Source organism: Streptomyces cyslabdanicus (assembly GCF_052663305.1).
The window spans coordinates 1-17,468 of record NZ_JBQRUW010000032.1 but is presented as its reverse complement, the minus strand read 5'-3'; the positions used below and the strand labels follow the sequence as shown (position 1 = coordinate 17,468).

Annotated in this window: 16 protein-coding genes and 3 pseudogenes; 4 read left to right on the top strand and 15 right to left on the bottom strand. The window is 68.9% G+C overall.

The features are described from left to right. Positions 1–106: 106 nt before the first annotated feature. Positions 107–1,300 (top strand): PP2C family protein-serine/threonine phosphatase, encoded by a 1,194-nt coding sequence (locus ACTYVM_RS19570; protein WP_445527136.1) that lies wholly within the window; start codon positions 107–109, stop codon positions 1,298–1,300. Positions 1,301–1,346: 46 nt separating this feature from the next. On the opposite strand, the gene ACTYVM_RS19565 is transcribed toward ACTYVM_RS19570, so the two are convergent. The 4 genes and pseudogenes from ACTYVM_RS19565 to ACTYVM_RS19550 all read right to left on the bottom strand — a co-directional run. After that, entirely contained in the window at positions 1,347–1,829 is a 483-nt protein-coding gene (locus tag ACTYVM_RS19565; protein ID WP_445527135.1) for a DUF5994 family protein, read from the bottom strand. Positions 1,830–2,306: 477 nt separating this feature from the next. Further along, positions 2,307–3,104, bottom strand: a complete 798-nt coding sequence (locus ACTYVM_RS19560) for a DUF5707 domain-containing protein (protein WP_445527134.1) — start codon at positions 3,102–3,104, stop codon at positions 2,307–2,309. 270 nt (positions 3,105–3,374) lie between these two features. Next, on the bottom strand, positions 3,375–3,671 hold the full coding sequence (locus tag ACTYVM_RS19555; RefSeq protein WP_445527133.1) for a GYD domain-containing protein: 297 nt from the start codon (positions 3,669–3,671) through the stop codon (positions 3,375–3,377). 206 nt (positions 3,672–3,877) lie between these two features. Further along, positions 3,878–4,174 (bottom strand): annotated as a pseudogene (locus ACTYVM_RS19550) (tyrosine-type recombinase/integrase); the annotation flags it as partial. Between the two features lie 161 nt (positions 4,175–4,335). Here ACTYVM_RS19550 and ACTYVM_RS19545 point away from each other — a divergent pair. Then, positions 4,336–4,479: pseudogene (locus ACTYVM_RS19545) on the top strand (IS630 family transposase); the annotation flags it as partial. Positions 4,480–4,640: 161 nt separating this feature from the next. On the opposite strand, the gene ACTYVM_RS19540 reads toward ACTYVM_RS19545, so the two are convergent. From ACTYVM_RS19540 to ACTYVM_RS19530, 3 genes are all read right to left on the bottom strand, one after another. After that, positions 4,641–4,847: a hypothetical protein gene (locus ACTYVM_RS19540; protein ID WP_445527132.1), complete on the bottom strand. Its 207-nt coding sequence runs from the start codon at positions 4,845–4,847 to the stop codon at positions 4,641–4,643. Between the two features lie 577 nt (positions 4,848–5,424). Next, positions 5,425–5,889: a GNAT family N-acetyltransferase gene (locus ACTYVM_RS19535; protein WP_445527131.1), complete on the bottom strand. Its 465-nt coding sequence runs from the start codon at positions 5,887–5,889 to the stop codon at positions 5,425–5,427. Positions 5,890–6,143: 254 nt separating this feature from the next. After that, a complete protein-coding gene (locus ACTYVM_RS19530) occupies positions 6,144–6,461 on the bottom strand; it encodes a hypothetical protein (RefSeq protein ID WP_445527130.1) in 318 nt (105 codons plus the stop codon). A gap of 691 nt (positions 6,462–7,152) precedes the next feature. Here ACTYVM_RS19530 and ACTYVM_RS19525 point away from each other — a divergent pair. Then, entirely contained in the window at positions 7,153–8,094 is a 942-nt protein-coding gene (locus ACTYVM_RS19525; RefSeq protein WP_445527129.1) for a hypothetical protein, read from the top strand. Between the two features lie 77 nt (positions 8,095–8,171). Here ACTYVM_RS19525 and ACTYVM_RS19520 read toward each other — a convergent pair whose 3' ends face one another. The 5 genes and pseudogenes from ACTYVM_RS19520 to ACTYVM_RS19500 form a co-directional block, all read right to left on the bottom strand. Beyond that, positions 8,172–9,638: an ATP-binding SpoIIE family protein phosphatase gene (locus ACTYVM_RS19520; protein ID WP_445527128.1), complete on the bottom strand. Its 1,467-nt coding sequence runs from the start codon at positions 9,636–9,638 to the stop codon at positions 8,172–8,174. Positions 9,639–9,867: 229 nt separating this feature from the next. After that, positions 9,868–10,071, bottom strand: a complete 204-nt coding sequence (locus ACTYVM_RS19515) for a hypothetical protein (RefSeq protein ID WP_445527127.1) — start codon at positions 10,069–10,071, stop codon at positions 9,868–9,870. A 368-nt stretch (positions 10,072–10,439) separates the two neighbouring features. Beyond that, entirely contained in the window at positions 10,440–11,753 is a 1,314-nt protein-coding gene (locus ACTYVM_RS19510; protein ID WP_400032488.1) for an SPFH domain-containing protein, read from the bottom strand. Then, positions 11,750–13,459: an SPFH domain-containing protein gene (locus tag ACTYVM_RS19505; RefSeq protein WP_445527177.1), complete on the bottom strand. Its 1,710-nt coding sequence runs from the start codon at positions 13,457–13,459 to the stop codon at positions 11,750–11,752. The genes ACTYVM_RS19510 and ACTYVM_RS19505 overlap by 4 nt, the downstream gene beginning before the upstream one ends. Before the next feature lie 186 nt (positions 13,460–13,645). Next, positions 13,646–13,963 (bottom strand): annotated as a pseudogene (locus ACTYVM_RS19500) (methionine--tRNA ligase); the annotation flags it as partial. Positions 13,964–14,219: 256 nt separating this feature from the next. On the opposite strand from ACTYVM_RS19500, the gene ACTYVM_RS19495 reads away from it, so the two are divergent. Beyond that, entirely contained in the window at positions 14,220–14,633 is a 414-nt protein-coding gene (locus ACTYVM_RS19495) for a cytidine deaminase family protein (RefSeq protein WP_445527126.1), read from the top strand. A 64-nt stretch (positions 14,634–14,697) separates the two neighbouring features. Here ACTYVM_RS19495 and gap read toward each other — a convergent pair whose 3' ends face one another. The 3 genes from gap to ACTYVM_RS19480 all read right to left on the bottom strand — a co-directional run. Further along, complete coding sequence (gene gap, locus ACTYVM_RS19490; protein ID WP_445527125.1) at positions 14,698–15,696, bottom strand: type I glyceraldehyde-3-phosphate dehydrogenase; 999 nt, start codon at positions 15,694–15,696, stop codon at positions 14,698–14,700. 132 nt (positions 15,697–15,828) lie between these two features. Then, complete coding sequence (locus ACTYVM_RS19485) at positions 15,829–16,785, bottom strand: GlxA family transcriptional regulator (protein WP_445527124.1); 957 nt, start codon at positions 16,783–16,785, stop codon at positions 15,829–15,831. A 150-nt stretch (positions 16,786–16,935) separates the two neighbouring features. Then, positions 16,936–17,468, bottom strand: a 533-nt coding sequence (locus ACTYVM_RS19480; RefSeq protein ID WP_445527123.1) for a DNA-directed RNA polymerase subunit alpha C-terminal domain-containing protein, incomplete at its 5' end; no start/stop codon positions are given.

The window sequence follows — 17,468 nt, the reverse complement described above, 5'->3', positions numbered from 1 at the left end:
CCGGGCCGATCCGGGCGTCTACGACCCCTCGATGGAGCGATGACACCGGCAGACCCTGCGTCGTCCCAGCCCGCCCTGACCGGCCCGGCCCGTGGCGGGTGAGTGGATGACGACCGGACGGCGGGCGGACCGCTCCGAGAGCTTCGGGGAAGCTCTGCTGGGCGAGGTCCTCGATCGCGCGCATGAACTGCCGCCCCATCTCATCGGGCCCTTGGTCGCCGACGTGATGGAGCGGCTCGGGGGCCGCCGACCGCAGGTGCTGCTGCAGGACTACGGACAACTGCGGCTGGTACCCCTGCCCGGCGACGGCCTCACGGAGGGCGAACCGCAGGTGATCGACGACTCCGAGGCGGGCCGCTGCTTTCTCGACGCTCATCCCGTCGAGGTGCCCGAGGACGACAGCGTGCGGGTTTACCTGCCGCTGCTGGACGGCGGCGACCAGGTCGGGGTCATGGCAGTCACGTTGGACAGCGTCGACGACCACGACCGCCGCATACTGCGCAGGATCGCCGGCCTGGTGGCCGACCTACTGGTGACCAAGCACGGCTACTCCGACCTCTTCTTCGGTGTCCGACGCCGTGAACCGATGAGCGTCGCCGCGGAGATCCAGTGGTCCCTGCTGCCGCCACTGGCGATGCTCATGCCTCGGGTCGCCGTGGCCGGGATCCTGGAACCCGCCTATGACGTGGCGGGGGACAGCTTCGACTACGCCCTCAATGGAGACGTCCTCCACGTGGCCATGATCGACGCGATGGGCCACGGCCTGGACGCGGCCACGATGGCCACCGTGGCCATCGGTGCCTACCGCCACGCCCGCCGCGCCGGCACCGGGCTGCCGGAGATCTATGACTTCATGGACCGCGCTGTGGCGGACCAGTTCGGCCCCGAGCACTTCGTCACCGCGCAGATGCTGCAGCTGGACACCACGACGGGACATCTTCAGTGGGTCAACGCCGGGCACCCGTCACCGATGCTCGTCCGTGATCATCGTGTAGCCCTTCGGCTGACCGGTCCGACGACCCTCCCTGTGGGCTTCGGCGGTCCGGAGCCGCAGATTTGCGAGATGAAGCTGGAGCCGGGGGACCGCCTCCTCTGCTTCACCGACGGACTGATCGAGGAACACGCGATGGGTGAAGAGCAGTTCGGAGAGGGCCAGCTGATCGACTGGGTGAACCAGTTGGAGAGAACCGGCCGCGGGATCCGGGCAGTGGCGCGCTCCTTGTCCCACACGCTCAAGCGGGCGCGGGGCGGGCACACCACGGACGACGCGACGCTGCTCCTGGTGGAGTGGCGCGGCTGACCTCACCGGTGTCGTCCAGTGCCGCGACGCCGCCCACGGCTCGCTCTCAGTCCGGCGGCACCTGTGCGCTTCCGGTGTCGATGAGAATCTGTTCCGCCTGGGTGACGTTGTCGGCCCGGACGGCCTGAGCCATCGCGGCGCGGGCGGCCTCGGGTGCCGTGTCCGGCGGAACCACCAGCAGCGAGAAGATGTCCTGATCGCCGCGAGTGATCAGGACGGTGTCGTCGCCCACCGGAAAGGAGTCGATGTGCACCACCCGGTCCTCGACGACGATCCGCGTCGGGAGCCCTTCCCAGGCCGCGGCGTCCAGCCCGACGCGCGTGACGGGGCCGAGGTGGCCGGTGAGGGCGCTCAGCAGCGCGGGCAGCTCGGCACCGATGTCGCGCGACCGCGGCCACCACGCACCATCGAGGACGCCTTCGCGCGCCGCCGTGGTCTCCAGCCGGAGCAGCGCACACCCCGGCTGCACGGCCTCGTGAACGCCACTGGGCAGATTCCGGGAAGCAGGCCGTGCATCGGAGCCGGTCATGAGGATCACCCGTCTTCTGGAATCGGTGCGATCACGGGACTCGCCTCGTCGTTTCCACGCTACTCCTCGCGCCACGGGCGTCGATGTTTCCCGAATCGCCCTGTCCCGGGCAGCCGACCCCAGCCAGCACGGATTCGGCACACACGAGTCCGGGAAATCCCGTGAACACACAAGAACACCAGAGGGGTGTTCTCCGAGGCCGGACACCATTCGGCTACTGTTTTCGCAGCTCACAGCCCTGTCCGGGGAAAACCCCTCAAGCCGGTGTCGCAGGTTCGAATCCTGCCGGGGCACCAGCCAAAAGGCCCCGGACCGATCATGGACCTGGGCCTTTGGCGGTTCGGTTTCAGGCGGCGTGGGCGCTCTGGGATCCCGAGCGTGCCGGCGCCCTTTTCGACGGAAACGCCCCCTCGCGGAAGCGACGAAGGGCCCAGCCTGCCGGGCCCTTCGGTTCTCTCGCTACCGCGCGCTGCGGGACTACTTCACGTGGACGAAGTCACCGGTGGCGTTGACTGCGGGAGTCGAGGTCGTGCCGGCGAAACTCCAGCGCCAGTAGCCGTCCTTCGCCGCCTTGACCGTGGTCTTCAGCGTGCCGGTGCTTGAGCTCTTCACCGTCTTGACGGTGGTGTAGGTGCTGCTGTTCTTCTTCCGGAACTGGAGTTTGACCGACTGGGACGTGTAGCCCGCGTACTTACGGGTGTCCCAGTTGGCCCGGTCCAGCTTGCCCGTGACCGTGATGGTGCTGCCCTTCTTCACGGGCTTCGGGGATGCCTTGACCGTCAGCCGCGACAGCCGCTGGAACCTGACCGAGGAGTACGAGTCATTCGCGGTGAAGCTCCCGTCCTTGCCCCATGCGCCGGCATAGACCCGCCAGCTCGTGGCATTGGTGTTCCACAGGTATCCGGGATCGACCGTGATGGTGAGGGTGCACGTCGAGGTCGTGGCGTTCACGGCCTTGCACTTGGCCCTCTCCGCGTCCGGGTGGAACCCGAAGCCGTACAGGTTCGGCTTGCCGTCGCGCCCCCTCCAGACGTAGGAGAGAGCGTCCTCGATACCCGAGGAGTGGGACGCGGTGACGGAGACCGTCACCTTCTTGGTGGCGGTGGTACCGAGCACGATCGGCTTCCCACTGTTCACCACGACCTTGCTGATCACCGGGGAGGCGTCCGCCCCCGTCAGCGCGAACGAAGGGCTGCTCGCCTGAGAGACCGGCACGGCGAGGGCGGACAGGGCCAGGGCGCCGGAGACAGCGGCAACAGTGGCACGAATTCGCATTTGTTCCCCAAGTCTGGTCTGTGGGTCTGCTGACCCGACAGTCCAGACCTGGGGCGAACGTGAAAGGTTGCACCCAAGGTGAAATCTTCGCGGAGATCGATTTGAGACGGCCAACACCCCGCTCCGACCCGTCAGTCGAACCAGCGGTCCCTGGCCAGATCCGCCGCCCGCGACGGATCTCCCGAGTGCTTGGCGGGGTCCCTCACCAGGGTTGTAAGGGCCCTGCTCAGCCGGCTCACCAGACGCCTTCGCTGCAGTGAGTGGAGGTCGTCAGCAAGTCGCCTTGGCGATGATGCGTTCCATCTCCCCTTGGCCGAAGGCCCGCAGAGTCGTGGAACGGATGTTGCCCACCCCGCCGAGATGCAGGAGTGCTGCGGTGGCGGTTTCGTCGTCGGGTGCCTCGACGACGGCCACGAGGTCGTACGGACCGACGGTCCAGTAGATGTTCAGGAGCTTCGCCCCGATCTTCTGTGCCGCTGCGCCGAAGGTCTCGGCGCGCTTCGCGGTGCCCTTGTAGTCTCGGGCCCCCTGATCGGTCCAGTTCAGCAGCGTGATGTACGTCGGCATGTTCTCTCACCTTCACGAGGAAACACATCACGAGGTCAATGCTGGACATCGGGGCTGACATCTGCACGGGATACGCACCCGAACGAGCGATACGGCCATCGACAGGCAGTCGATCACGGTGGTTGGTTCCAGGAGAGGCGCTCGCACGGGAGTTTGCAGTCGGACGGCCGTGCAGGTGGCGGGCTCAGCCGCTGATGTCGGGCAGGTCAGGCCCGATGGTCAAGGTGATCGTGCCTGGCGCGGCCTGTGCTGGGGCGCTTCCTGACCAGCCGGTCCATGTGGCTCATGGCCTCGCGCTGCGTGTCCTGCACGACGTGGGTGTAGACGTCCATGGTGATGCTGATCTGGGAGTGGCCCAGGATCTCCATCACGACGCGGGGCGCGACTCCGGCCGCGGTGAGAAGGGTCGCGGTGCCGTGCCGGGCGTCGTGCAGCCGGATCACGCGGAGGCCGGCGGCCTGGGCGATGCGAGTGAAGGAGCGGTACAGAGTGCGCGCGCCGACCAACGGTCTCTCCCCGGCGGAGGCCCATGGCGATGGCAAGGACGACGGCACGTTCACGGCCAAGGGCTTGGACAAGGCGGACGTCGTCGGCTGGGGGTGCTCCGGGTTCGCCGAACGGCAACATGGAACCTGGTTTCCCTCCGATGCGCTATGCCGGGAAGGTGAGGTATCCCGATGGCGGTGGGCTGACGGCCGAGGAGCGGGCTCGACGTGAGCAAGTGCGGTTCGAAGCCGCTGATCTGATCGAGGCCGGAGCCAGTGACCGGGAGGTGGCCCGGCGGTTCAGGGTGACCCGGATGTCGGCGACTGGCAGCCGAGATGAGGAGTCCCCACCCGCCACGTGCTTCCGGCCCGACTTGGATCTGGCGTGCCCGACGGGTCGGCACGGTCCCTGCGGCTCTCCCGGCTACGCTCGCAAGGGAGCGCCCCGCAGCGCGTGGCTGCGGGGCGCCGCGCCTAGTGGGGGTTAGTCGACTATCTGCCCGTTGTGCGTACCGCCCACGCAGGTCCCGGTATGGGGCACCTGCGACTTGGTCCAATCGACCTTTCCGCCGCCCTGCGTGCACTCACCCGGGGTGAGGGCGGCGGCGGTGGCGGTGGCGGCATCTGTGAGGCCGAGTCCGGCGAGGGCTGCCGTGGCGATGACGGCGGTGAAGAGTCGTCGAATGCGCATGTGGTTCCCCTTTCACGGATTGCCTCGGTTGGGGCACTAGTCAGCTTGACCTTCACCCGTGTGGGTGGCACGCCATGTTGCGCCATTCGGGTGACGTTGCTGGCGGGTGCGGGGTCGGTGACGCGACCCGTCAGACAGGCCCTAGTTGTATTGACCTGCGGCGTTGTTGACGCGGCTGATGGGTGGTTGGCCGCCGAGTGCGGTGTGACTGCGGTGGTGGCTCTGGTGGCGGCGTCAGCTATCGCGGCGTTGTTCACTTCACCGCAGCCGACCTGGCGCGGCTGGAACGGGGCCAGGTCTGGGCCGGCGGACGGGCCATGACTGTCGAGGAGTTCCAAAAGCACACCGCCCAGAAGTACGACAACGGCTGGTTCTGAGGCAGTTGGACCTGACTGCGAACGGCGACAGTTCGGGAGCCGTCCGGGCAGGGCTGCCTCCTCGCTTTCGAGTTCTGCGAGGTCCTCGTGCGAACGCCGATGAACGGTCGCCGCAGGTGGGAAGCGCCCTAGCCCACGGTGGAGCGCCCGCCCAACTTCTGCGTGCTGCCTGCCGGACGTGGTGGCACGGATCGTCTGGTTCAGCGAGGCGCGTACTCCACACGCTCGAAGGGCCACTCACGGGCCAGCCAGTCGCTGACGACGCGGTAGAGCTCGGCGTCGAGGGAAGCATGGTCCGCCCGGACCCAGGAGCGGACGTCAGTAACACCAGGGTCCTGACGTGAGCCGTATATGTAGACACAGCCGATGACGTCATGCTCAGGGACCGACAGGACGGTGTAGGTGAAGCCGACACTCCGGTCGAAGTCCTCCGCGTGCTGGCGCAGGTCGTCGAGGTTGGCCTCCAGGGACATGCCCCCCGGAGGCGGCCAGGAGCGGCCGGCGAAATCGGGGTTGGCTCGAATGTGGGCGATGCTGGAGGTCCAGGCTGCGTGATCGGCAGCATTGTGCTGAGGACCGAGGGGCTCCAGACGGAAGCGGTCGGTGGCAGGCGGGTGCGGTACGGCGAAATCGGGAGCCACGAGGGACTGGTCAGGTGAGGTCACCGCGGGAGGTTACCCCGGGGCCCCTACCGAACTCTCGCAAATATTAGGAGCCAGCACAGAGCCGTCGTGGTAGGCCCTGACACCGACAACTCCGGACAAGCTTGTACCCACGCATGCCGATCCGGTCGTCACCAACCGATCGACGTAGGAGCGCCCGCGCTCACGCGGCAGGCCCCGCCAGCCGCGTGACGGAGCCTGGTCCTTGAGGCTTGGGACATCCGGCGCATCCTGCCGGACTTCGCGAAGTCCCTGTTCTACTCCGCCTCAGTGCAAAGCTTGTCGTAGTTCCTTTCGTAGGCGGCCGTGTAAGCCTGCATGTACTTCGAGTTCTTCGACTTCGGCGCCCAGGACTGCTTGTATGCGCAGTCTGGGCCGTCGGCCTGCCCGGCTATCCGCCCATCGCGGTTGCCCTCCTTCGCCCCCAGGGGCGGCGTCGGGGTCTGCGTCGCAGACACCGGTGCGGCGTGGGTGGTGTTGGCCGAGCCCTGTGCCATGGCTGCGGGCGAGAAGGCCAGGGCCACGGCTGCGACGAGGGGGCTCGCCACGAGTGCGACAGTTCGCTTCGCGCGCATAGTCAGCCTCTTCCTTGAAGCGGTACGACACATGGTGCCTCGACCTGGCCAAGCACATCCCTCGTGCGGTTGATGATCAGGGAGCGGCATCTATTCGCTCTGGCACCATGAGGCCGGTGGATTCCGGCGCCCGACGCCAACATCCCTGCGGACCGACTACTACTCGCAGTTGTGGCGTCTCTCGTTTGACCGTAGCGAGCGCCAGCCAGTATGTCCACTTATGGCCTAATCCCCGTGATTGACGTGCCAACTGCCGCTGGTGGCGATTACGTGTGAGCGGTCATAAAATTCCCCACGATCTCCATGGTGGGTATCACGCAATTCCCCACCTGGGCTGCGGCCGTGACGGGCCGCCCGACGGCTGAGTGTGCGGCTGGTCGGGTCGGTGAAGGGCGCCTTCGGCGGCGCTCCGCGCAATCGAACTCCTCAAGCGGGTGTCGCGGGTTCGAATCCTGTCGGTCGACAGCAGTGAGGTGCACGTGTGTCGAGGATCGTGCACGTGGACCGACCAGCCCCCCATGGCGAAAACTCACGAGCCCGATGTCACAGCCGTGCGATAGAAAAACCTTTCCGCCACGGCATCCGCCACAGAAACGTGGAGGGATCGCGGCATGGTTTTCGACACGTCCTGCGGGGATCGATGTTGAGAAGACGGGCGGCTTGGGCCGCCATTGGCGCCGTTGCACTCCTGTTGGCCGGCACCCCGGCAGCGAACGCCGTGGAGGGGCGGGCTCCTGACGTCCGATGGGCGCAGAGTGTCTCGGACGACCTCGGCACCCTTGCCGTCAGTGTCAGCTCCGACAGCGCCATCAAGGAGATCAGGGCCCATATCGTCTCCGATACCACGGACCAGGAGGTCGCCGTCGTGGAGAACGACGCGTTCGTCCTCGTCTCCGGCACGCCCGACGACGGCGTGTGGCACACGAAGCAGCCTCTGGACCTTGCCGACCTGGGCAGCTACACCGTCCGCATCGAGGCCACGGACAGTGACGGTGACCGCACCACTGACAACTCCGCGGGCCGTCTCGTCTACTACGTCGCGGCGGTGTTCGAGGACGTGCACACCGACCGCACGGAGGTCGACATCGACCACCGCCAGGTGCGTGTCGAAGGCATCCTGAAGGGACGCTGGCCGGCGACCCGCGAGCTGAAGCCCCTGGCGGACCACGGGGTGGACCTCGATGTGGACTACTGGACGGAGAACACCGTCCGTACCGACGCGGAGGGACGCTTCTCCGGCACGGTCACCGTGAACGACGCGGTGCCTGTCCAGGCCGTCTGCGACCCGTTCATCGCCTCCGCCTCCGCGAACAGTGTCCAGATCACCGTTCTGCGTGCCTCGGTCTTCACTTCGTTCTCGGCCACCCGTGCACCGAGCCATGGCGTGCACGTCGAGGGTGCGATGGACTTTCCCGACGGTTGGACGCCCGCCACCATCCCTGTGCACATCCAGTACTCGCGTAATGGCAAACAGTGGACGGACCTGCTCACGGCAGAGGCCTACTGGCACGGTAGCGGGCACACCTTCTCGGCCGACTTCCCGGAGGTGAAGAACGGCTACTTCCGCGCGCACTTCGAGGCGACCGAGTCGTTCCGTGCGGCGACGTCGGAGACCGTGAAGGCGAGCAACTGACTGTGAGGATGTCGGTGGCGCCGCCCGAGGCGGTCTGACCCGCCCACTGACCGACGTGCTCAGAACTCATCGGCATGTCACGCAACCGATGCCAGTACGGGGGCGACGGGAGTCGGCGGGGCTGACTGCTCGGCCCAGACGATCTTCCCGGTGGGAGTGAAGCGGGTTCCCCACCGTTCGGCGAACTGGGCGACGAGGAAGATTCCGCGACCGCCTTCGTCCATGGTCGTTGCGTAGCGTAGGTGCGGGGAGGTGCTACTGCTGTCGCTGACCTCCATCACCAGAGTGGCTTCGCGCAGAAGACGCAGGTGGAGAGGGGGTGCCCCGTAGCGGACGGCGTTGGTGACCAGCTCGCTGAGGATCAGTTCGGTAGCGAATGCCGTCTCCTCCAGAGTCCAGTCGGCCAGCATCGCGGACACCTCGGCGCGCAGGGCGGGCACCGCGGCGGGAGAGGCCGGGATGTCCCATTCGGCGATACGGTCACGCGGAAACGCGCGGGTGCGGGCGATCAGGAGAGCGACGTCATCGATCGGACGGGCGGGTAGCACCGCCTCCAGGATCGTCTCGCACGTCTCCTCCGGGTCGGCCCCCGTGCCGGAGAGCGCGTCGCACAGCAGCTTCAGGCCGGCCCCGATGTCGCGGTGTCGGTAGTCGATGAGCCCGTCGGTGTAGAACACGAGCTGCGTGCCCTCCGGCAGCTGCCGCTCGACGGCCTCGAAGCGCACGCCGCCTACGCCGAGCGGGGGGCATTCGGGCAGCTCGAGAATCTCCGCCCGACCGTCCGGATAGACGACGGCGGGCGGAAAGTGACCGGCTCTTGCCATCGCGCAGCTACAGGAGACCGGGTCGTAGATCGCATACAGGCACGTAGCCGCCACGGTCCCGTCCTCGCTGGCGCCGGCCTCCGCATCCATCTGATGAACCACATCGTCAAGGCGGGCCAGTAGCTCCTCGGGCGGCAGGTCGAGGGTGGAGAAGTTACGGACCGCGGTACGCAGCCGACCCATGGTGACCGCGGAGCTCAGGCTGTGGCCGACCACGTCTCCGACCACCAGGGCGGTGCGGAAGCCCGGGAGAGGGATCAGGTCGAACCAGTCCCCGCCGACCTCGGCCTCGGCCGGTACGTACCGGCACGCCGCCCGGACGGCGCTGGTGTCCGGCAGCACACGGGGCAGCAGGCTGCGCTGCAGGGTGGTGGCGATGGCCCGCTCGCGGCTGTAGCGGCGGGCCAGCTGAGAGACGGCAAGGCCGACGACGAGCAGCAACCCGGCGGTGATGATCTCGTCCGCGTTGTTGATGTAGGTGAAACTCGAGTACGGAGTGGTGAAGAAGAAGACGAACCACACGGCGGCGGACAGGGCCGTGAGGACCGCAGCCCCACGGTTGCCGAGGGCGGCCACCGCCGCGACGACCAACATCAGGATCAGGACTACGTTGCTTTCGGACAGGATCCCTCGGACGGGCAGCAGGAGCAGACACACGGCGAGCGGGACTACTGCTGCCGCAAGGAGCGCGATCAGCCCCCTGACCAGATCACGAGGCATGCCAAACCTCCCGTTCTTCCGGTCTAGCAGGGCTCATGTGGCACTGCCAGTCGATACAGGTCTGCCCTTGACTGCATCCGGTCGGCCGATCCCCGCCGCGGCGCGACCGCGACTGACGAGCACAGCCCGTGCCACAACCGAGCCGGATACAGGGGTCACGCGCCGGCCCGGCACTCGGCGACACGTCCACGGCCGGCGAGCGTCTCCGCCCGCTGCGTCGTCGCTTACTTCACGGCGACGTAGTTGCCGGTGGCGGTGCTGGTGGTGGAGGTGCCGGCGAAGGACCAGCGCCAATGTTGGACCCGCCGTTGACGACCACCTTGGTGATCTTGGTGTCGCCCACGGACTCGTCCGCCTGGGCGGCGCCCGGAACAGCGAACGCGGACAGGGCCAGGGCGCTGGCGACGGCGGACACGGTGACGCGCTTGCGCATGAGTGTGTTTCCTCCACACTCCGGTGGCCCCGGGGCGCCCGGGACCAAAGCCGGCGAGGCGCATCCGGCGCAGGGGAGGTCAGGTCACCCCGGTGAGGGCGGCCTGATCCGCCTCGGCGGCGCGGACGGCACCGAAGACGACTACCGAACCCCGGGGACGGTTGCACCGCAGAGAGATCTTTCACCCGCACCTGCACCCGCACCCGCACCCGCACCCGCACCCGCACCCGCACCCGCACGACACCCGCAGCCGCACCCGCAGCAGTCACTCGCAGCAGTCACTCGCACGACTTCGCCCCGCCGACCAGACGATCGACGGGGCGAAGAGGACAGGTAGGACCCCGCTTTCCGCGAACCGGGCTCGCTCGCTACCTCTCGCCGTCCGGCGCGTGCTCGGCGCGGGGCGCGCCGGGCACGGACGGCAGGGCGAGCCTCGGCAGCAGCTGGGCGGTGAGCAGAGTGGACAGCGCCGACGTGTCGCCGCCCGCACCATCGGTGCTGATCACCACCGGCTGCGGAGCCTTTTGGGCCAGAACCGCGCCCACCTCCAGCCGGCGGCGGGCCAGCTCGTACTGGAGCACCGCCCGATTGTCACGGTAGGCCTGCGCGAGGCTGCGCTGGGCGCGGGCCTCGTTCTCGGCGGAGATGAGCCCACTGCGGCCACGGGTCTCGATCTCGAAGCGGACCCGCTGCGCGTTGGTCTCCTGCTCCTCCAGCAGCTGGGCCACTTCCTCGCGGGCCTTGTTCAGCGCGGCCTTCACCTCGACGATCCGCGCGTCGCGCACCTTCTTCGCCCGCTCGATGTCCATCTGCAGGCTGTCGGTGCGACGCTTGCGCGTCAGGCCCCACTCCTGCTCGTACGCGGTGCGCTCCTTGGCGACCCGCTCGCGGGTCGCGAGGTGCTGCTGGTACTGGGCGGGCAGCTGGACGTCCGGGATGTTGCAGCCGGTGATGCGCACGCCGTAGCGGGACAGCTGGCGGTTGAGCAGCTCCTGCATATCGGCCACGTCCGAGCCCCGCAGGTCGTACGCCCGCTCGGTCCGTACCTGCCGGCCGCGCTGCCGGATGGCGTCCTGCACCACGCTGGACAGCACCAGGTCGAAGTTGCCCGCACCGATGGTCCGGACGAAGAGCACCGCGTCGGTGATGCGGAACTTCAGGAAGAACTCGATCGCCCGCAACGGCACGCTCTCCCGCGTCGGGCAGGCCACCACCGGCGCCGAGTACGGGATCTCGGTGGAGGTGTCCACCACGAAGTCCACGCGCGACCACGGGTGCCACAGGTAGTGCCGGCCGGGTTCCAGCGTGCCGGCGATCGCCCCGTAGTGGGCCAGGACGCCGGTGGTGCCCTGCTCGATCTCCACGATCGAGGAGCGCCACCACCACAGCCCTCCGGCCAGCAGCAGGAGGGCCCCGAAGACGAACGCCAGCACGGCCAGGGCCGCGTAGGCGTCGCCGGACAAGCCGTCCGAGCCCTGGACGGCCAGCATCACGCCGGTCAGTACGCCGAACAGTCCGAGCCACAACGGCAGCATCCACCACAGCTTGCGCCGGTGGCGGGGGATGATGACCGGGATCAGCATGCCCGCTTCGCCGCCGCGCAGCAGCTGGCGGATGTCGCTCCAGGGCGCCACCTCCTCCGAGATGACTGACCGGTGGTTGACGGTGCGTGCGGTGCTCACTGTGCGGCCTCCTCGGACACCTCGGCTGCGGCTTCGGACTCTTCTCCGGCGTCCCCGGCACCGACTGCCGGCACGGTCGGCTGCTCCGCCTCCAGCAGGGCGCCGATCTCCGCCTCGCGCCCGGCGATACGGTCGGAGACCTCCCCCAGACGGGCCCGTACGGCTTCCATGTCGGCGTCGGAGAACAGCTCCGTGGCCCGCTCGCCCACCAGCTCCCGTGCGAGTGCCAGGTAGTCGACGCCGACCGCGCCCTCGGGACCGCCCGAGCCGCCGATCCGCACCAGCCGCGGCAGGTGGTCCGCCACTCCCTCCAGCGTGTCCAGGACCTGCTGCTGGTAGCGGTACTCCAGGATCTCCGGAGCCTCGGCGGCGGTCACCGCACGAATGTCCAGGGCCTGAGCCTCCAGCAGCGCCGCGTTGGCGCGAGCCTCCGACTCGGCCTGCACGTACCGCTGCCGGGCCAGCGCCTCGGCCCGGTTCGTCTCCCGCTCCACCGCGGTGTCCATCTGAGCCTGGTACTGGGCGATGTCCGCCTGGATCGCGGAGAGCGTCTCCTGACGGGCGGCCAGCTCCTTGCTCAGGTCACCCTCGTCCTGCTCCTTGCGCAGCTGCAGCGCGTACTCGTGGGTGTAGGCGTCCTTGGCGACCCGCACCATCTCCGGGGACGCCAGGTCCATGCGGTAGGCGCGATCCGACGGCTCCGCGTGGGTGATGTTGGCGTTGGTCAGTTCCACCGCGGGCCGGAACTGCTGGTTCAGCTGCTCCAGCAGCCGGCTGGTGTCCTCGCCCACCATGTCGTAGATCCCGGCGGCCTCCTGCTCGTAGATGAGGCTTCGGATCGTCTCGCTGACCGCGTTGCCCAGCTTCTCCTCGAAGCCGCGCACCGCGCCCAGCGTGTAGACGAACTCCGTCGGGTCACTGATCCGGAACTGGATGAACAGGTCGATCGAGGCCTTCACCCCGCCCCGGGTCGGCGCCTCGCGCACCGGTGCGTTGAACGGGTACTCGCGCGTGGTGTTGACGATGTACGACACCCGCTTCCAGGGGTTCAGCAGGACCACCCGGCCCGACCCGACCACCTGCTCCAGCTTGCCGAAGCGGGTGATCAGTGCCTGGCAGCCGTCCGGCACCATCACCATGCCCTGCCGCCACCACACGAACGCCACGGCCACGACCGCCAGCAGCCAGTAATGGATTCCGAACAGCGGGTTGGTGAGCGGGCTGCCGCCGGTGGCCGCCACGATGACGGTTCCCACCGCGCCCACCACGAGCAGCAGCGACACCGGCAGCATGCTCAGGAACGAACGGCCGCGCGGGATGACCATCGGGCAGATGACATGGACGTGCTGCCCGTCCTTTTGGCGCTGTTCGCTGCGGTTGAGCGCCTCCCCGGCCTCGTCCAGCTGGACGGTCCGCTGGGTCATCACGGTGTCGATGACGCCGCTCTGCTCCCGGGCGGCCGGGAAGTCGGCGGGGTCTATCCCGTTGTCCTGGACGTCGCTCTCCTGGCCGGACTGCCGGGACTGCCGGGACTGCCCTTCGCCGTCACCCAGTCCACTGCGGCGGCGCAGTTCCTCCTGGGCCACCGCCCGTGGATCGGCTCCTTCGGCCACCGTACGCGCAAGCGCCCGTATGGTTTGGGCTCGTGCCACGATTCCCCCTTCGCTGCCGGACGTGCGTGGATGTTGTCCGCCATCCCACACCATGCCGCGATCCGGGGTCACGACAGGTACCCGGTCAGGCCCCGCCCGGGCGTTCCCCACAGGCCGGGGCAGGACCTCAGGAAGCCAGGACCGTACCGTCCACAGCCATGCCTTCCTGACGACGGTCCGGCCCCGGCACGCTTCGCAAGGGTGTCCGCCGCCGGAAGACGGCGGGACACCCGGCCCACCTCACGCCTGGGCGGGCTCCTCCAGGCGCGGGAAAAGGCCCGCTCCCTTGGTGACGGTCGTGCCTGCGGGAAGTTTGCCCCACTCGCCCGCCTCCTGGACCCTCTGGCCCGACAGGGCACCCAAGGATGCCTCGGCGCCCAGGGAGTTCCACAACCTCCGCGAGGTCTCCGGCATGATCGGGTTCAGCAGGACGGCGACGGCGCGCAGCGACTCCGCCGCCGTGTAGAGGATCGTGGCCAGGCGGGCGGGGGCGTCCTCCGAGTCGTCCTTGGCCACCTTCCACGGCTCCTGCTCCGTGAGGTAACCGTTGACCCGCTGCTGTCCACGAGCGGATGTCGCCTTGCTTGTCCTACGGATGTTCAGCTGGGCAGCTCTCAGCGGCCGCCGCACCCGTGGTTCCACGGGAAATCCCTGGCCGTGGGCGCCCCGGCACGGCTACCGTCAGCGTCCTCACGCTCACAGGGCTTGGGGGGGCAACCATGTGCGTCCGCGCGCGGTTGCAAGACGCACAACGCCCTTGAGACAGCACGAGTCCCTGGGCAACGTCGCCCGACACCTGACGAAGGCAGAGAAGATGGCTACGCGGACCCACCACGTCGATCACGAACTCGTCCAGGCCGCGGCGGACGTGGCGCGGACTCGCTGCCGGGGTGACAACCACACCATGGCGGCCGCGGCCCGCGCCCGGGACGGCCGGATCGTCACCGCGGTGAACGCGTACCACTTCACGGGAGGACCGTGCGCGGAGCTGGTCCTCATCGGTGCGGCAGCCGCCCAGGGCGCCTACGACCTGGACACCATCGTCGCTGTGGGCGACCGCGACCGGGGGGTTGTTCCCCCGTGCGGTCGGTGCCGTCAGGTCCTTCTCGAGTACTTCCCCGCCCTCGAGGTCATCGTCGGCGAAGGCGACCGCGTCCGGACCGTCCCTGTGGCCGACCTGCTGCCCGAGAGCTACGTCTGGGCCGACCACCAGCTCGACGCCGGGTGAGCCGTCCAGGTGCCGTCCGGCGCGGTCGCCGGGCCGGAGGCGGGGTACCGCCCCCGGCGTCCGGTCAGCGGGTGGCGAGAAGCTCGAGCGTGTCGATCACGCGGTTCGAGAAGCCCCACTCGTTGTCGTACCAGGCGACCACCTTGACGTGGCGGCCGTCGACGCGGGTGAGGGCCGAGTCGAAGATGGAAGAGGCCGGATTGCCCGTGATGTCGGACGACACGAGCGGGTCGTCCGAGTACTCGAGGATGCCGGCGAGCGGCCCCTCCGCCGCGGCGCGGTACGCCGCCAGCACGTCCTCGCGCGTCACGTCGCGGGCGACGGTCGTGTTGAGTTCGACGATCGAGCCCACCGGCACCGGTACGCGGATCGAGTCGCCCGACAGCTTGCCGTCGAGGTTCGGCAGCACCACGCCGATCGCCTTGGCGGCACCGGTCGTGGTCGGCACGATGTTGACACCGGCGGCCCGGGCGCGACGCGCGTCGCGGTGCGGACCGTCCTGCAGGTTCTGCTCCTGCGTGTAGGCGTGCACCGTCGTCATGAACCCGTGCTCGATACCGGCGAGTTCGTCGAGGACCGCGGCCAGCGGCGCGAGCGCGTTGGTGGTGCAGGAGGCGTTCGAGACGATCGTGTGCACGGCCGGGTCGTAGGCGTCGGTGTTGACCCCGAACGCGAGCGTGACGTCGGCGCCGTCCGACGGCGCGCTGACGAGTACCTTCTTCGCGCCCGCGTCGAGGTGGGCGCGGGCGGCCTTGGCCGAGGTGAAGCGGCCGGTGGCTTCCAGGACGATGTCGACGCCGAGTTCGGCCCACGGCAGTTGCGCCGGCTCGCGCTCCGCGAGCACCGTGATCCGGCGGCCGTCGACGACGAGGGCGTTCCCGTCGACGGTCACCGGGCGCCCGAGCCGGCCGGCCGTGCTGTCGTAGGCGAGCAGCCGGGCGAGAGTGGCGGGCTCCGTCAGGTCGTTGACGGCGACGATCTCAAGGTCGCTGTCGCGCTCCAGCAGTGCGCGCAGCACGTTGCGTCCGATGCGGCCGAATCCGTTGATGGCGATGCGAGTCATGAGTGAGGTCCCTTTCCTTCGCCACCAGGGTCGCCCGCGGCTCACGTCGCCGACAGTGGCGGGATCGCCATGGTTCAAAAGGATCCCGCCACACCGTCCGCCACACGGACCCGCCATGCGGTGCCGGGCGGGTCACTCGCCCCGGGTGAAGGTGCGCCGGTACTCGCTCGGGGTGGTGCCGAGAATGCGCTGGAAGTGCAGGCGCAGGTTCGCGCCGGTACCGAGCCCTACGTCGGCGGCGATCTGCTCGACGCTGCGCTCCGAGCGCTCGAGCAGTTCGCGGGCCAGGTCGATGCGGGCACGCATCACCCACTGCATCGGCGTGTAGCCGGTCTCCTCGACGAAGCGCCGGGAGAACGTGCGCGGCGAGACTCCCGCCTGCCGCGCCAGTGTGTCGAGGGTGAGGGTCTCGCCGAGCCGGTGCAGCGCCCACTCGCGGGTGGCGGAGAACCGCTCGCCGAGCGGCTCGGGGACGCTGCGCGGCACGTACTGGGCCTGACCGCCGCTGCGGTAGGGGGCCGCGACCAGGCGCCGGGCCGCGTGGTTGGACGCGGCCACGCCGAGGTCGCCGCGCAGGATGTGCAGGCACAGGTCGATGCCGGAGGCGGCGCCGGCCGAGGTGAGCACGCTGCCCTCGTCGACGAACAGCACGTTCTCGTCGACGTGGACGAGCGGATGCCGGGCCACGAGTGCCCTCGTGTAGTGCCAGTGCGTCGTGGCGCGCCTGCCGTCGAGCAGGCCCGTGGCGGCGAGCGCGAAGGCGCCCGTCGAGATGGCGGCGAGCCGTGCGCCCCGGTCGTGGGCGGCGACCAGTGCGTCGACGACGGCCTGCGGCGGGTCGTCACGGTCCGGGAAGCGGTAGCCGGGGACGAAGACGATGTCGGCCCACGCAAGGGCGTCGAGGCCGTGGGCGACGTAGTACGCGAGGCCGTCGCCGCCGGTCACGAGGCCGGGTGCCGCCCCGCACACCCGCACCTCGTACGGCATGCTCGCGCGGGTCGTGAAAACCTGCGCGGGGATTCCCACATCGAGCGGCTTCGCGCCCTCGAGCACGAGGACGGCGACGCGATACAGGCGGGAGGGGGGCACAGGAAGAGGTTACGTGGGACGTGACCTCGATCCGCTCGTGCGTTGCCCGGAGCCTCCAGGACCTCACGGATCCCGGTCACCGCATGGCCGCCGCAGTCGAAGGCGGCGGCCATCGGGACGTTCGTGGTGTCCGTCGTCGCGGTGACGCAGTCAGTACTGCTCCGTCTCCGCGAAACCCCCGTTCCCGTTGTCGTCCGCGTCGAAGGCGTCCGCCGCGGCGGTCGGGTCGAATCCGGGCGGGCTGTCCTTCAGGGCCAGGCCCAGGCCGGCCAGCTTCGCCTTGACCTCGTCGATGGACTTCGCACCGAAGTTGCGGATGTCCAGCAGGTCGGCCTCGGAACGCGCCAGCAGCTCACCCACCGAGTGGACGCCCTCGCGCTTGAGGCAGTTGTAGGAACGGACCGTGAGCTCCAGCTCCTCGATCGGCAGCGCCAGGTCGGCGGCCAGGGCGGCGTCCGTCGGGGACGGACCCATGTCGATGCCCTCGGCGTCGATGTTCAGCTCGCGCGCGAGACCGAACAGCTCCACCAGGGTCTTGCCGGCCGACGCCATCGCGTCACGCGGACGCATGGCCTGCTTGGTCTCGATGTCGACGATCAGCTTGTCGAAGTCGGTGCGCTGCTCGACACGGGTCGCCTCGACCTTGTACGTGACCTTCAGCACCGGCGAGTAGATCGAGTCGA